Raw genomic sequence first — 12994 nt, 5'->3', positions numbered from 1 at the left:
CAGGACTGCAATCTAGCCCAGCCAAGCTGACATGAATATCGATAAATCCTGATCCATGTGTTAGAAAAACTCACATGGAAAAACAGCAGGACAGACGTTTCTCACGACGAAACCGCCCGAAGGGTGGCACAGGGCCGGCTTTTGCTCCTGCAAAACCGGCATTCCCGCCATCCGTGGCGGTCAGACGTGCGCCATGAAAGACGATCGCGCCCTGCCCTCACTCAATGCCTTGCGTGCTTTCGAGGCCGCCGCACGGCTGCGCAGCGTCAGCCTGGCCGCAGCGGAACTGCACGTCACCCACGGCGCGGTCAGCCGCCAGTTGCGGGCACTGGAAGAGGAGCTGGGGCTGGCCCTGTTCGAACGCGATGGCCGTGGCATCCGCCCCAGTGCCGCAGGTCATCGCCTGCTCGAGGCCAGCTCGGCGGCCTTTGCGCAGATCAGTGACTGCGTGGCGGCGCTGCGCCGGCCACAACGCGACGCGGCGTTCGTGCTTGGCTGCCCCGGCAGCATCCTCGCCCGCTGGGTGATTCCGCGCCTGCCCGATCTGCAGCACGACCTGCCGCAGCTGACCTTGCACCTGGCCGCGCAGGAAGGCGATTTCACCCCGCGCCTGGAAGGCCTGGATGCCGCCCTGATGCTCGGCCAGGCGCCGTGGCCGCCGGGCTGGCAGGTCCACACCCTGGCGCCGGAGCGGATCGGGCCGGTGTTCAGCCCGGCCATGCCCGGCGCGCAGCTACTGGCACAGCAGCCGCCCGGCGCCCTGCACGAGCACGCGCTGCTGCACACCCGCTCACGCCCGCAGGCCTGGCCAACCTGGGCCACGCGCAATGCTATCGATCACCAGCGCCTGCACTACGGCACCGGTTTCGAGCATCTCTATTACCTGCTGGAAGCGGCCGTCGCCGGGCTCGGTGTGGCCATCGCGCCACGGCCGCTGGTGGCCGAAGAGCTGGCCCGTGGCCGGCTGGTCGCGCCGTGGGGCTTTGTCGATACCGACGGCAGCTGGGGGTTGTGCACCACCCATGGCGACGACCCGCGCGTGGAACTGCTGGCACAGTGGCTGCAGCGCCAGTTACAGGGCTGAACCCGCCTCGGTGGTGTCGTCGGCGGCCATGTCGGCACGGCGCACCTCTTCGACGAACTGGCGCATCTTGTAGCCGTCCTTCAGGCCCGGCGCCGACTCGATGCCGCTGGACACATCCACGCCCCACGGCTGGGTGGCAAGGATCGCGTCGTGCACGTTCTCCGGGCGGAGACCGCCGGCCAGCAGGAACGGGCGATGCACGCCCGGCGGAATCTGCGACCAGTCGAACGAGACCCCGGTGCCACCACTACCGCCGACAGCGTGGCTGTCGAACAGGAAGCCGGCCGTATGCGGGTACAGCTGCTGCAGCCCGCGCGCGGTGATCTCGGTGCCACCGCCCATCGCGATCGCCTTCAAGTACGGCATATTGAAGCTGCGGCAGAAACCGTCGTCCTCATCACCATGGAACTGCAACACGGTAGGCCGCACCGCACGCAGCACCTCGCGCACTTCCTCGCGATTGTTGTTCTGGAACAGCGCCACCACGTCCACCATCGGCGCGATCGCCTGACGCATCGCGCGCGCCTCGGCCGGCGCCACCCGGCGCACGCTGCCTTTGGCGAAGATGAAGCCGATCGCATCCACCCCCAGCTCGCTGGCCAGGCGGATGTCACCGGCGCGGGTCATGCCGCAGAACTTGATGCGGGTACGGAACAGCGTGCGACTCACAGCGTCACCTCGGCCGGCAATTGCCAGTGCTCAGGATACAGCGGACCGACGAACACCAGCCCCTGCGGCGGCGCGGTGGGCCCGGCCTGATTGCGATCACGGGCCGCCAGCACGTCGGTGATCCAGCTTTCCGGCTTCTCGCCCGCCCCCACCATCAGCAGCGAGCCGACGATATTGCGCACCATATGGTGCAGGAACGCATTGGCCTGCACTTCGACCTCCACCACCTCGCCATGACGGCGGACCGATATCGCCTGCAGCTCACGGCGTGCGTGCAACGCCTGGCACTGCGCGCTGCGGAACGAGCTGAAATCGTTCTCGCCCAGCAGCGCCTGCGCGGCCCGGTGCATCGCATCGGCATCCAGCGGCCGCCGCTCCCAGCTCAGGGTCTGCCGGTACAGCGCGGGCCGGACCTGCCGGTTCATCAGCCGGTAGCGGTAGCGACGTGCACGGGCCGAGAAGCGGGCGTTGAACTCCTCCTCGACCGGCACGCACCAGCGCACGCAGACCGAGGGCGGCAGCCGTGTGGTCGTTCCCAACATCCAGCCGCGCGGCGTGCGCGCAACCTCGCTGTCGAAATGCACCACCTGGCATTCGCCATGCACGCCGGCATCGGTACGGCCGGCACAGACCACATGGATCGGCGCGTTCGCCACCGAGGACAGCGCATCCTGCAACGTCGCCTGCACGCTGGCACAGCCGCTCTCACCGAGCTGCTGCCAGCCTTTGAACTCGCTGCCGTCATACTCCACGCCCAGCGCGTAACGCATCGTCAAACCTCTTGGAATTTCGCAGCCGCGGACATCGCGGCGCGGTCAGTCGCTGTCGCGCTCGGACCACACCGCCAGCTCATTGCCCCCGGGCTCGATGAACTGGAAGCGGCGGCCGCCGGGAAACACGAATACCGGCTTCACCACCTCGCCGCCATGCGCCAGCACCGCGGCCTGCACCGGCGCCAACTGCGCCGCATACAGCACCACCAGCGGCGCGCCGGCGCTGGTGGTCACCGGCGTGCCGCGGAAGAAACCACCCTGCAGCTGGCCGTCATCGAACGCGGTGTAGTCCGGGCCGTAGTCCTCGAACTGCCAGCCGAACACCTGCTCGAAGAAGCGGCGACTCGCGACCGGGTCGGATGAGGCAAACTCCACGTAATCGATACCACGCTCGCGCTTCATCGCAACCTCCGTCACCGCATCCGGCCGAGCAGTTCCAGCGCTTCGCCCCGCGCCTGCGGATCGCCGCCCTGCATCACTTCGCCCAGCAGTGTGCGCGCGGTTTCCGCGTCACCCAGGTCCAGATAGGCGATGGCCAGTTCCAGCCGCTCGCGACCGGCCGGCGCCGGGCTCAGGGGCGCCACCGGCGCGGTGTCAGCCACATCCCAGGCCGATTCCGGCACTTCGGCCGCTTGCACTATCGCCGACGGCTCGGACGCTTCCACCACCGGGGGCGAGACTTCCCCCAGCGGCGCGGGCGCCGGCTCAACAGTCGGCGGCAGCGGCTCGGCATAGATCGCCGGAGCGCCCCTCAGCCATGCCGGCATCGGCTCTTCATAGGCGTCCGGCTGCACCGCGACGTGGTCTTCTGCCACTGGCTGGACCATAACCGCTTCAGCCTCGGAATCCCGCCCCCGGGCGGCATCTGCGCTCTGATCGTCCACCTGATCGGCGGCCATGCCCATCACCGGCATCGCCGCCACCAGCCCGTCGGCACCAAAGTCGCGGCGCGGGGCAGGCGGCAGCGGCTTGCGACGGCGCGACAGCCACCAGCCCAGCGCGCCAACCACCACCAGTATGAGACCCAACCACAACCAGCCCAATGAAGCCCCGTCCTCACGTCTGGCGGCCTCGGCCAGTCGCATCTGGGCGGCCGCCAGGTCCGAATCCTTCATCGCGATGAGCGCTTGCTGCTGCTGTTGCAGTTTCTCCAGCTCACCGACGCGATCACGCAGTTCCTGCAATTCGGCATCACGCGTGGCCAGATCTTCCTTGGCCTGCCGCAGTTGTTCATTTGCCAGCATGTCACCCTCGCCCCCGGCGTCGAGGCCGGTTGTCATTCCTGCGGTCTGTTGTACACCGGCGGCCGCCGCGGCGATCTCCAGCCGCGCGCCGGTGGCCGCGGCCGCCGGAGAAGCGGAACGCGCCGGCTGTGCGGCGGCATCGGCGACCGCCGGTTGCGGAACCGGCGCGCGAGCCTGCCGCCACTGCGCGGTCTGCTCACGCACCATGGCCCGTGCCTCGGCCGCATCCACCCGTGCCAACTCTTCCTGCGATGGCGTACGCAACACCGCGCCCTGCTTGAGCAGGTGGATGTTGCCGCGGATGAAGGCCTCCGGATTGGCGCGCATCAGCGCCACCATCGTCTGGTTCAGCGAAGCACCGCTTTCGCGCGAGAGTTCCCTGGCGACCTGCGACAGGCTCTGGCCACGCTGCACCGGCGCCAGCTGGCCCGGCACCTGCGCCGCCACCGGACGCGCGGGCGCCGGAGCTGGCGTCGCCGGCGCCGCGGCGGGAGCCGCCGGTGCGTTGGGCAGCGGCGCTTCGCGCAGCGGTTCGGGCTCGCGCACGATCAGGTTGGAAGGTGCCGCCGCCGGGGCTTCAATCACCGGCTCGGCCACCGCGGTGGCGGTTTCCGGCGCGGCCACCAGTGCCGAATATTCGCGCACCAGCCGCCCCTGGCCCCAATCGACTTCGATCAGAAAGCCCAGCGCCGGCACCTGTACCGGCGCGGCGCTGGTAACGCGGATGACCGCACGTCCCTCACGGTCCTGCGCGAACTGGAACTGCAACTCGCTGACCAGTCCTTGCGGGCGGGCCAGGCCCACACGTTCGAAGGTGACCGGCGAAGCCAGACCAACCGTGGCGTTTTCCAGCTCCCCCGGATCGCTGGAAATGATCGGGATCTCCGCCAGAAAGGGCTGGCCCGGCTTGGACAGCACGCGGATGTCGCCCAGCCCCAAGGCCATCGCGGCGCTGCTGAACAGCGCCAGGATTACAACAAGCACGCCTTGTATCGAGCGCATGGCGCCCCTGCCCCTATTTTTCATGGAGCCAATATAACGGCTTGCCCCGATTTCGAATACCGCAGGAAACACGTGCCGATTCGCGAGCCGGCCCGCCGGGCCGGCCCCGTTGTTTCCGATCACCCGCCGGCGGCCACCAGCTCGGCGATCTGCACGGCGTTGAGCGCGGCCCCCTTGCGGATGTTGTCCGCCACCACCCACATGTTCAGCCCCCGCGGGTGCGAGATGTCCTCGCGGATGCGGCCGACATAGACCGGATCGGTACCCGAGGCATGGGTGACCGGGGTCGGATAGCCGCCGGCCTTGCGCTCGTCCACCACCTTCACCCCCGGTGCGGCGGCCAGCAGTTCGCGTGCCTGCTCGGTGCTGATCTTCTTCTTCGTCTCGATGTTCACCGCCTCGGAGTGACCGTAGAACACCGGCACCCGCACCGCGGTGGGGTTCACCAGGATGCTGTCGTCGCCGAGGATCTTGCGGGTTTCCCAGACCAGCTTCATTTCCTCCTTGGTGAAGCCGTTGTCGAGGAACTCGTCGATATGCGGGATCAGGTTGAAGGCGATCTGCACCGGGAACTTGCTCGGCTCGATCTCCTGGAAACCGAGCAGCTGCGCGGTCTGCTTGCCCAGTTCTTCCATGCCGGTCTGGCCGGCACCGGACACGGACTGGTAGGTGGCGATGTTGACGCGCTCGATGCCGTATTCGCGATGGATCGGCGCCAGCACCGGCATCAGCTGCATGGTCGAGCAGTTCGGGTTGGCGATGATGCCGCGCGGACGGTTCTTCGCCGCTTCCGGGTTGACCTCGGACACCACCAGCGGCACGTCATCGTCGTAACGGAAGGTGGAAGAGTTGTCGATCACCACGGCGCCAGCAGCGGCGAACTTGGGCGCGAATTCCCGGGAAATACCGCCACCGGCCGAGAACAGGGCGATCTGGACGCCGGCCGGGTCGAACGTGGCCAGGTCCTGGATGGTGATCTTGTCGCCTTCAAAGTCGACCTGCTGGCCGGCCGAACGCTCGGAAGCAAGCAGGGTCAGCGTGCTGATCGGGAAGTTGCGCTCGGCCAGAATCGACAACATGGTCTGGCCGACCGCGCCGGTGGCGCCAACAACGGCTACATGGAAACGACGGGCTTCATTGCTCATGGGGTGCACTCGAAAAAAGGGAGAGGGGGGACACACGTCGAGCCAGGTTCGGGGAACCTCCGGCAAACCGCCGCGGAGGCTCCCTACCGTTTTTTGATGATGGTTTTGCTGCTGGCAACAGCCAGCCGCGCCGCACCGGAGGCCAGCAGGTCGGCATTGATCGCATTGGCCGGATGGCCGGCATCCGGCCCGAGCCCCAGGCCGGCGAGCAGATTGTCCACCGCCAGCTGCACCATCGCCCGGCGCGTAGCCAGCGAGGCGCTGCCGATATGCGGGGTCAGCACGATATTGCGCAGGCCAAGCAGTTCGGGGGGCACCTGCGGCTCGTTCTCGTAGACATCCAGCCCCGCTGCGGCCAGCCGGCCGTTGGCCAATGCGTCGGCCAGCGCCCGCTCATCGACAATGCCGCCGCGGGCGATGTTGACCAGCGTGGCGGTCGGTTTCATCTTCGCCAGCGCAGCGGCATCGATGATGTGGTGGTTCTGCGCGGTATACGGCAGCACCAGCAGGAGATGATCGGCACGGGCCAGCAATTCATCGAAGCCGACATAGCGCGCACCGACGGCCTGTTCCTGCTCGGCCGGCAGTTGTGAGCGGTTGTGGTACAGCACCGGCATGCCGAAGCCGTGGTGGCCGCGGCGGGCAATCGCCTGGCCGATCCGCCCCATGCCCAGGATGCCCAGCGTGCTGCCATGCAGATCGGCGCCGAGCATCGTGGTGAACGACCACTGCCCCCACTGGCCTTCACGCAGCCAGCGGTCGGATTCGACGATGCGCCGCGCCGCTGCCATCAGCAAGGAAAATCCCAGATCGGCGGTGGTTTCGGTCAACACATCCGGCGTGTTGGTGGCGAGGATGCCGGCCGCACTCAACGCGGGGATATCGAGGTTGTTGTAGCCGACGCCGACATTGGCGATGACCTTCAGGCGCGCCGCGCCGGCAACTTCCGCCGCACCGATACGGTCGTTGAGCGTGACCAGCGAACCGTCCATGCCCGCCAGCTGCGCGGCCAATGCGGCACTGTCGTGTGCGGTGACTTCCGGTGTGGCCACCACATCGCAATACGCCCCCAGCTGCGCGACGGTATCGTCGAACAGGGGCTGCGATACCCAGACGCGTGGCCGCTGCTCAGCCATCGACACTGCCGGGAATACGCGGTGTCATCTCGCCCACATCAGCGCATTGCGCGCGGTGGCGCAGGGCCTGGTCCATCAGCACCAGCGCCAGCATCGCCTCGGCGATCGGGGTGGCGCGAATGCCGACGCACGGATCGTGGCGACCGGTGGTGATGACCTCCACCGCGTTGCCGCCCGTGTCCACGGTGGCACCGGGCAGGCGCAGGCTGGAGGTCGGCTTGAGCACCATCGACGCGACGATCTGCTGGCCGGTGGCGATGCCGCCGAGGATTCCACCGGCATGGTTGGACTGGAAGCCGTCCGGGGTGATCAGGTCCCGGTGTTCGGTACCCTTCTGCGCGGCACTGGCGAAACCGTCGCCGATCTCCACGCCCTTGACCGCATTGATACTCATCAGTGCCGCGGCGATATCGCCGTCGAGCTTGCCGTAGATCGGCTCGCCCCAACCGGGCGGCACAGCGTCGGCGACCACGGTCACGCGCGCACCGACCGAATCGCCGGACTTGCGCAGCGCATCCATGTACGCCTCCAGCGCCGGCACCTGGGCGGCATCGGGCCAGAAAAACGGATTGTCCTCGACCGCGCTCCAGTCGTGCCCCGCCGGGACGATCTCGCCCAGCTGCGACAGATAGCCGCGCACGCTCACCCCATAGCGCTGCTTGAGCCACTTCTTGGCGATGACGCCGGCGGCCACGCGCATGGTGGTTTCGCGCGCCGAGGAGCGGCCACCACCGCGCGGGTCACGGATGCCGTACTTCTGCCAGTAGCTGTAATCGGCATGGCCAGGACGGAACTGCGCGGCGATGGTGCTGTAATCCTTGCTGCGCTGGTCGGTGTTGCGGATCAGCAGACCGATCGGGGTACCGGTCGTCCTGCCCTCGTACACACCGGACAGGATCTCCACCTGGTCGGCTTCGCGCCGCGCCGAGGTGTGGCGGCTCTTGCCGGTGGCCCGGCGCTGCAGATCGTGGGCGAACTCTTCGGCGCTGATCTCCAGTCCCGGCGGACACCCGTCGATCACGCAGCCGATGGCCGGCCCGTGTGACTCGCCGAAGGTGGTGACCGTAAGCAGCTTTCCGAACGAGTTACTGGACATGCACGACCTTTGCAGACGCCTGCGTGCCGGCGTGGATACCACCGGCGTTGTTCTGTGAAACCGGCGCCCTCAGCGGACGCTGGCCAGTTCAGCGATACGCGCGTGGTGGGCGCGCAGTTCGGCCGCTTCGACGGCGAAAATACCCATCTGCCCGACCTTGAATTCGATCCAGGCGAAATAGACTTCCGGCAGCAGCTTGATCAGGTGCTGCTCGGAATCACCCACTTCGCAGATCAGCAGACCGTCTTCGGTGAGATGCTCCGGCGCGTCGCGCAGGATCTTCAGCACCAGGTCCAGCCCGTCGTCGCCGGCGCGCAGCGCCAGATCCGGCTCGTGCGAATACTCCTGCGGCAGCGCATCGGTCTCGTCGTTGGTGACGTACGGCGGATTGGTGACGATCAGATCGTAGACGCGCCCTTCCAGCCCGTCGAACAGGTCGGACTTGATGATCTCGACGTTGTGCGCGAGCAGGCGCTGCTTGTTCTCATGGGCCAGCGACAGCGCGGCATCATTGATGTCGCTGCCATCCACCTGCCAGTTCGGGTAGTAGTGACCCATGGCGATGGCGATGCAGCCCGAACCGGTGCACAGGTCCAGTGCGCGGGTGACCTCACGGCCGGCCAGCCACGGCTCGAAACCGCCCAGGATCAGCTCGGCGATCGGCGAACGCGGCACCAGCGCGCGCGCATCGCTATTGAAGCTCAGCCCGGCAAACCAGGCCTCGCCGGTCAGATAGGCCGCCGGCAGGCGCTCATCGATACGGCGCTGGAACAGCGCCAGCACCTGCTCGCGCTCTTCCTGCAGCAGGCGCGCCGCGCCATAGGCCGGGCCGAGGTCCGGCGGCAGGTGCAGGCTGTGCAGGACCAGCTGGGTCGCCTCGTCCAACGCGTTGTCATAGCTGTGACCGAAGGTCAGGCCGGCGGCATTGAAACGACTGGCGCCGTAGCGGATCAGATCGACGATCGTGTGGAGTTCAGCGGCCGCTTGGGCAGTCATGGCGATACAGGAGTGCAGAATGGCCTGCGATTATAGGCGCGTGCCCGGTATATTGAGCGCCCAGTTGCAGCCGAAACTTCGGCAACACCCGCCATCGGGCGCCGAATCCGACGGCAAACAGCGCCCTCGCGTGCTGGTGGGCCACTGCAATCCCCTACACTCCCGGGTCCTGCCCATGGCCGAGCGCCTGCTGCGACGCCTGGCACCTGTACGGAAAAACCGCCCATGTTCAATCGCAATGTCGGCATCATCCTGGCCATCGCCCTGGCCGCCGGCCTCGGTCTGGTCCTGGCGCAGAAGGTGTTCGGCCCCGGCAAGACACCGGTCGGGGGCGACAGCTCGATCATCTTCTACGGCACGCCGCGCACCTTGCCGGAGTTTGATCTGGCCCAGTCCGACGGCACCCGCCTGATTCCCGGCGAGCTGCGCGGACACTGGACCCTGGTCTTCCTCGGCTTCACCTCCTGCCCGGATGTGTGCCCGACCACGTTGACCGAGCTGGCCGCCGCGCAGAAGCAATGGGAATCCCTGCCCGACAGCCTGCGTCCGCGCGTGGTGCTGGTTTCGGTGGACCCGGAACGCGACACCCCGGCGCGGCTGGGCGAGTACGCCCACGCCTTCCACAAGGACACGATTGCCGCCACGGCCGACATCCCCTCGCTGGAGCGCTTTGCCACCTCGCTGGGCATGGTGTTCCAGAAGTCCCCCGGCAAGCATTTCGATGAAAACCCCGATGACTACAGCATGGATCACTCGGCCAGCATCGCCGTGCTCGATCCGCAGGGCCGCCTGGCCGGGCTGATGCGTCCACCGTTCAACCCGCAGGCCATCGCCACGGACCTGCTCAAGCTCACCGAGAAAACCGCCCCATGAGTCTGGTAACAACGCTCAGCTACGTCCTGCCGCATCGCCTGCTCTCCTCGATGGCCCGTTCGCTGGCCTACTCGCAGAACCCGCGCCTCTCACGCTGGCTGATCGATACGGTGACGGAGAAGTTCAACGTCAACATGGCCGAAGCGGCGAACCCGGACCCGCGCAGCTACCCCAGCTTCAACGCCTTCTTCACCCGCGCCCTGAAGCCCGGCGCGCGCGTGGCCGCGGCCGACCCGCGCACCCTGACAATGCCCGCCGACGGCCGCATCAGCCAGCTGGGCCCGATCGAGGACGGTCGCATCTTCCAGGCCAAGGGCCAGTCGTTCACCGCCGCCGAGCTGCTGGGCGACGCCGCCGACGCGGCGCCGTTCCACAATGGCCTGTTCGCCACGGTGTACCTGTCTCCGCGCGACTACCACCGCGTGCACATGCCGTGGACTGGCACCCTGCGCGAGACCGTGCACGTGCCCGGCCGTCTGTTCAGCGTTGGCACCGACGCGGTGGCGAACGTGCCGCGCCTGTTCGCCCGCAACGAGCGGCTGGTGTGCCACTTCGACACCGACTTCGGCCCGATGGTGCAGGTGATGGTCGGCGCACTGCTGGTTTCGGGCGTGGAGACGGTGTGGAGCGGGGAGGAAATCCCCGCCTATGGCGATCGCATCACCCGTAAGGACTGGCGTGGCAAGGGCATCACGCTGGAACGCTTCGACGAGATGGCGCGCTTCAATTACGGCTCCACGGTGATCATGCTGCTGCCGCCGGGCGTGGCCGAGTTCGATCCCTCGCTGAAAGCCGAAAGCCCGGTGCAGCTTGGACAGGCGCTGGCGCGACTGAAGTAACCCCCGCTCCGGCGCGGTGGCATCGTGGCGCGTGGCGACGCGCCCACCGCTGCGGCTCCCTGACATTCCTGCGGCGCGGCGCGTTTCAATTACGGCTCCACCGTGGTTGTGCTGCTGCCGCCGGGCGTGGCCGAGTTCGATCCCTCGCTGAAGGCTGAAGGCCGAAAGCCCGGTGCCGCTTGGACAGGCGCTGGCGCGGCTGAAGTAACCCCCGCTCCGGCGCGGTGGCATCGTGGCGCGTGGCGACGCGCCCACCGCTGCGGCGCCCTGATATTCCTGCGGCGCGGCGCGTTTCAATTACGGCTCCACCGTGGTTGTGCTGCTGCCGCCGGGCGTGGCCGATTTCGATCCCTCGCTGAAAGCCGAAAGCCCGGTGCAGCTTGGACAGGCGCTGGCGCGACTGAAGTAACCCGCACCTGTGGGGACAATTGAAAAAGGGCGCCACCGGGCGCCCTTTTTCCTGTCCCGCCCGTAGGCCGCTCAGCGGCCGCAGCCTTCCAGCTTCAGACTCTGGCCCGGCTTGATCGCGTAGGCCGGTGCGCGCAGGCCGTTGGCACGCGCCAGGGCAGGCACTTCGCACTGGAAGCGGCTGGCGATACGGCCTAGCGTGTCGCCCTTGGCGACCTTGTAGGTTCGCGCGGCTCGCCGCGCCGGAGCCGCCGGACGTGGTGCCGGCACGGCCGCAGGGCCCGCCCCCTGTGCGGCCTGCATGGACTGCACATCCCCTACCGCGACACTGCCGGTGAATGTCGCCGCCGACGGGCGCTTGATCGCGGCATTCAGATCGGCGGTGATCAGGGTACGGGCCAGATCCGCGCGTGGGCCGCTGACGCAGTAGCGGTTGTACAGCCCGGCGATACGTGTGGTCGCGTTGATCGTGGTGCCGGCCGGAATCCAGCCGTCGGCCTCGTAGCGCGGGTTGAGGTTGCGCAACACGCGCATGTAGCCGTCACGGGTACCGGCGCTGCCCAGGCAGATGGTCAGCTCGTAGATGGTGGTCGACTTGGCCAGGCGCAGCGTCGCCGGCTGCGCGTTGACCTTGGGAAACTCCACGCCATATTGCTGCGGGTGCAGGAATATCCACGCCGCGGCGATCACCATCGGCACATAGTCCTTGGTTTCGCCCGGGAACTGGGAATAGGCCGAATCGGTCCAGAAGCTCTGCCCGCCGGCTTCACGGTAGATACGGGCCGCGCGCCCCTCGCCCCCGTTGTAAGCGGCCAGGGCATACTCGATGTTCTTGTTGAGCACCCGCATGCGCTCATTCATGTAGGCGGCGCTGGCTTCGGCCGCGCTGCGGGCATCAAACCGGGTATCGAAACCGGTGCCGTCCGGGCCCAGGCCGAAACGGCGGCCGGTGGCGGGCATGAACTGCATCAGCCCGGCCGCGCCGGCGCGCGAGGAGGCATGCACACGGCCGTTGGACTCCTTGGCCATGATGCCGAACAGCAACGCTTCCGGCAGCGCGCTTTTCTCCCACTCCGGCCACATCACCGCACGCAGGTTCATGTAGTTCTCATAGCTGGTCAGCAACGCCGGACGCATGTCGGTGAGCCAGCGCCGGATGCCGGCCTGCACCGCCGGGTTGTACTCGACCATGTCATCGAATGCGTGGCGGTGGTCGTTCAACAGGGCCGCCGCGCGCGCCGCCTCCGGCACATCGGCGACCAGTGGCGCGACATGGTCCGGATCGGCTTCCAGCGGACCGATGGCCTCATCACCGTCGCTCTCCCCGGCGCTGTCCGCGCGTTGCTTGAGCAGGCGCTTGTAGGTGGCAAGCAGACCACCGACCTGGCAGCCCTTCTGCGCGATGCAGTCGGCGATCACGTCTTCCATGTCCTCCAGCGCCGCATCGCCCTCGCTACTGCCCTTGGGATCGGCGTTGTCCATCAGCACCAGCGCATCGGTATAGCGCTTTTCCGCGGCGGTCATGCGCTCGTGGAGAGCGCTCACCTTGGCCTGGTCACGGGCCGACAGCGCGTGGGCCGAAGGAGCGGCGATCAACAGGCTGGTCGCCAGCAGCAGCGGCCAGGTGCGGAGGGAAGACAGGGAAACGGACATCAGCAGCACTGCACGCGAAGGGTCAGGCAGGGTAGCCGCCCCGCTTGCCCGGGGGCAACATGGCTGCGGCGCCGAT

Annotated in this window: 12 protein-coding genes and 1 pseudogene; 4 read left to right on the top strand and 9 right to left on the bottom strand. The window is 67.6% G+C overall.

Annotation, left to right across the window (positions count from 1 at the left end; translation table 11 throughout):
- Positions 1-193 precede the first annotated feature (193 nt).
- Positions 194-1084, top strand: coding sequence for a LysR family transcriptional regulator (locus tag ACVOMH_RS06725; RefSeq protein WP_481551444.1), 891 nt, complete (start codon positions 194-196; stop codon positions 1082-1084).
- On the opposite strand, the gene ACVOMH_RS06720 is transcribed toward ACVOMH_RS06725, so the two are convergent.
- The 8 genes from ACVOMH_RS06720 to prmB all read right to left on the bottom strand — a co-directional run bounded on the left by ACVOMH_RS06720 (position 1073) and on the right by prmB (position 9145).
- Positions 1073-1753 (bottom strand): phosphoribosylanthranilate isomerase, encoded by a 681-nt coding sequence (locus ACVOMH_RS06720; protein ID WP_057505474.1) that lies wholly within the window; start codon positions 1751-1753, stop codon positions 1073-1075. The two genes, ACVOMH_RS06725 and ACVOMH_RS06720, sit on opposite strands and share 12 nt — an antisense overlap.
- The gene (gene truA / locus ACVOMH_RS06715; protein WP_481551443.1) at positions 1750-2523 is read right to left on the bottom strand and encodes a tRNA pseudouridine(38-40) synthase TruA; all 774 of its coding nucleotides are present in this window, start codon (positions 2521-2523) and stop codon (positions 1750-1752) included. The genes ACVOMH_RS06720 and truA overlap by 4 nt, the downstream gene beginning before the upstream one ends.
- Before the next feature lie 45 nt (positions 2524-2568).
- A complete protein-coding gene (locus tag ACVOMH_RS06710) occupies positions 2569-2928 on the bottom strand; it encodes a VOC family protein (RefSeq protein ID WP_481551442.1) in 360 nt (119 codons plus the stop codon).
- An 11-nt stretch (positions 2929-2939) separates the two neighbouring features.
- Entirely contained in the window at positions 2940-4796 is a 1857-nt protein-coding gene (locus ACVOMH_RS06705; RefSeq protein WP_481551441.1) for a type IV pilus assembly protein FimV, read from the bottom strand.
- A 95-nt stretch (positions 4797-4891) separates the two neighbouring features.
- Complete coding sequence (locus ACVOMH_RS06700; protein WP_481551440.1) at positions 4892-5917, bottom strand: aspartate-semialdehyde dehydrogenase; 1026 nt, start codon at positions 5915-5917, stop codon at positions 4892-4894.
- Between the two features lie 83 nt (positions 5918-6000).
- Positions 6001-7053, bottom strand: a complete 1053-nt coding sequence (locus ACVOMH_RS06695) for a 2-hydroxyacid dehydrogenase (protein WP_481551439.1) — start codon at positions 7051-7053, stop codon at positions 6001-6003.
- Positions 7046-8149, bottom strand: coding sequence for a chorismate synthase (aroC, locus tag ACVOMH_RS06690; RefSeq protein WP_481551438.1), 1104 nt, complete (start codon positions 8147-8149; stop codon positions 7046-7048). Before aroC ends, ACVOMH_RS06695 begins: the two co-directional genes overlap by 8 nt.
- A 69-nt stretch (positions 8150-8218) precedes the next feature.
- Positions 8219-9145 (bottom strand): 50S ribosomal protein L3 N(5)-glutamine methyltransferase, encoded by a 927-nt coding sequence (gene prmB, locus ACVOMH_RS06685; protein WP_481551437.1) that lies wholly within the window; start codon positions 9143-9145, stop codon positions 8219-8221.
- Between the two features lie 225 nt (positions 9146-9370).
- Here prmB and ACVOMH_RS06680 point away from each other — a divergent pair, with 225 nt between their 5' ends.
- From ACVOMH_RS06680 to ACVOMH_RS06670, 3 genes and pseudogenes are all read left to right on the top strand, one after another.
- Positions 9371-10018, top strand: a complete 648-nt coding sequence (locus ACVOMH_RS06680; protein WP_057505476.1) for an SCO family protein — start codon at positions 9371-9373, stop codon at positions 10016-10018.
- Positions 10015-10857 carry an archaetidylserine decarboxylase gene (gene asd, locus ACVOMH_RS06675; protein WP_481551436.1) on the top strand — a complete coding sequence of 281 codons (843 nt, stop codon included), beginning with the start codon at positions 10015-10017 and terminating at the stop codon, positions 10855-10857. The genes ACVOMH_RS06680 and asd overlap by 4 nt, the downstream gene beginning before the upstream one ends.
- A 286-nt stretch (positions 10858-11143) precedes the next feature.
- Positions 11144-11266, top strand: a pseudogene (locus ACVOMH_RS06670) (phosphatidylserine decarboxylase); the annotation flags it as partial.
- 71 nt (positions 11267-11337) lie between these two features.
- Here the strand turns inward: ACVOMH_RS06670 and ACVOMH_RS06665 are convergent.
- Entirely contained in the window at positions 11338-12918 is a 1581-nt protein-coding gene (locus ACVOMH_RS06665; protein WP_481523416.1) for a transglycosylase SLT domain-containing protein, read from the bottom strand.
- Positions 12919-12994: the final 76 nt, after the last annotated feature.

The sequence above is a fragment of the Stenotrophomonas sp. STEN013 genome, from assembly GCF_056760355.1.
This window is presented reverse-complemented; position numbering and strand designations above follow the sequence as displayed.

Excerpts from the sequence above, each read along its gene's own strand:
- truA (WP_481551443.1), bottom strand. The coding sequence starts at position 2,523 with ATGCGTTACGCGCTGGGCGTGGAGTATGACGGCAGCGAGTTCAAAGGC.
- asd (WP_481551436.1), top strand. The coding sequence starts at position 10,015 with ATGAGTCTGGTAACAACGCTCAGCTACGTCCTGCCGCATCGCCTGCTC.
- ACVOMH_RS06695 (WP_481551439.1), bottom strand. The coding sequence starts at position 7,053 with ATGGCTGAGCAGCGGCCACGCGTCTGGGTATCGCAGCCCCTGTTCGAC.
- ACVOMH_RS06710 (WP_481551442.1), bottom strand. The coding sequence starts at position 2,928 with ATGAAGCGCGAGCGTGGTATCGATTACGTGGAGTTTGCCTCATCCGAC.
- prmB (WP_481551437.1), bottom strand. The coding sequence starts at position 9,145 with ATGACTGCCCAAGCGGCCGCTGAACTCCACACGATCGTCGATCTGATC.
- ACVOMH_RS06705 (WP_481551441.1), bottom strand. The coding sequence starts at position 4,796 with ATGAAAAATAGGGGCAGGGGCGCCATGCGCTCGATACAAGGCGTGCTT.
- ACVOMH_RS06700 (WP_481551440.1), bottom strand. The coding sequence starts at position 5,917 with ATGAGCAATGAAGCCCGTCGTTTCCATGTAGCCGTTGTTGGCGCCACC.
- ACVOMH_RS06680 (WP_057505476.1), top strand. The coding sequence starts at position 9,371 with ATGTTCAATCGCAATGTCGGCATCATCCTGGCCATCGCCCTGGCCGCC.
- aroC (WP_481551438.1), bottom strand. The coding sequence starts at position 8,149 with ATGTCCAGTAACTCGTTCGGAAAGCTGCTTACGGTCACCACCTTCGGC.
- ACVOMH_RS06665 (WP_481523416.1), bottom strand. The coding sequence starts at position 12,918 with ATGTCCGTTTCCCTGTCTTCCCTCCGCACCTGGCCGCTGCTGCTGGCG.
- ACVOMH_RS06725 (WP_481551444.1), top strand. The coding sequence starts at position 194 with ATGAAAGACGATCGCGCCCTGCCCTCACTCAATGCCTTGCGTGCTTTC.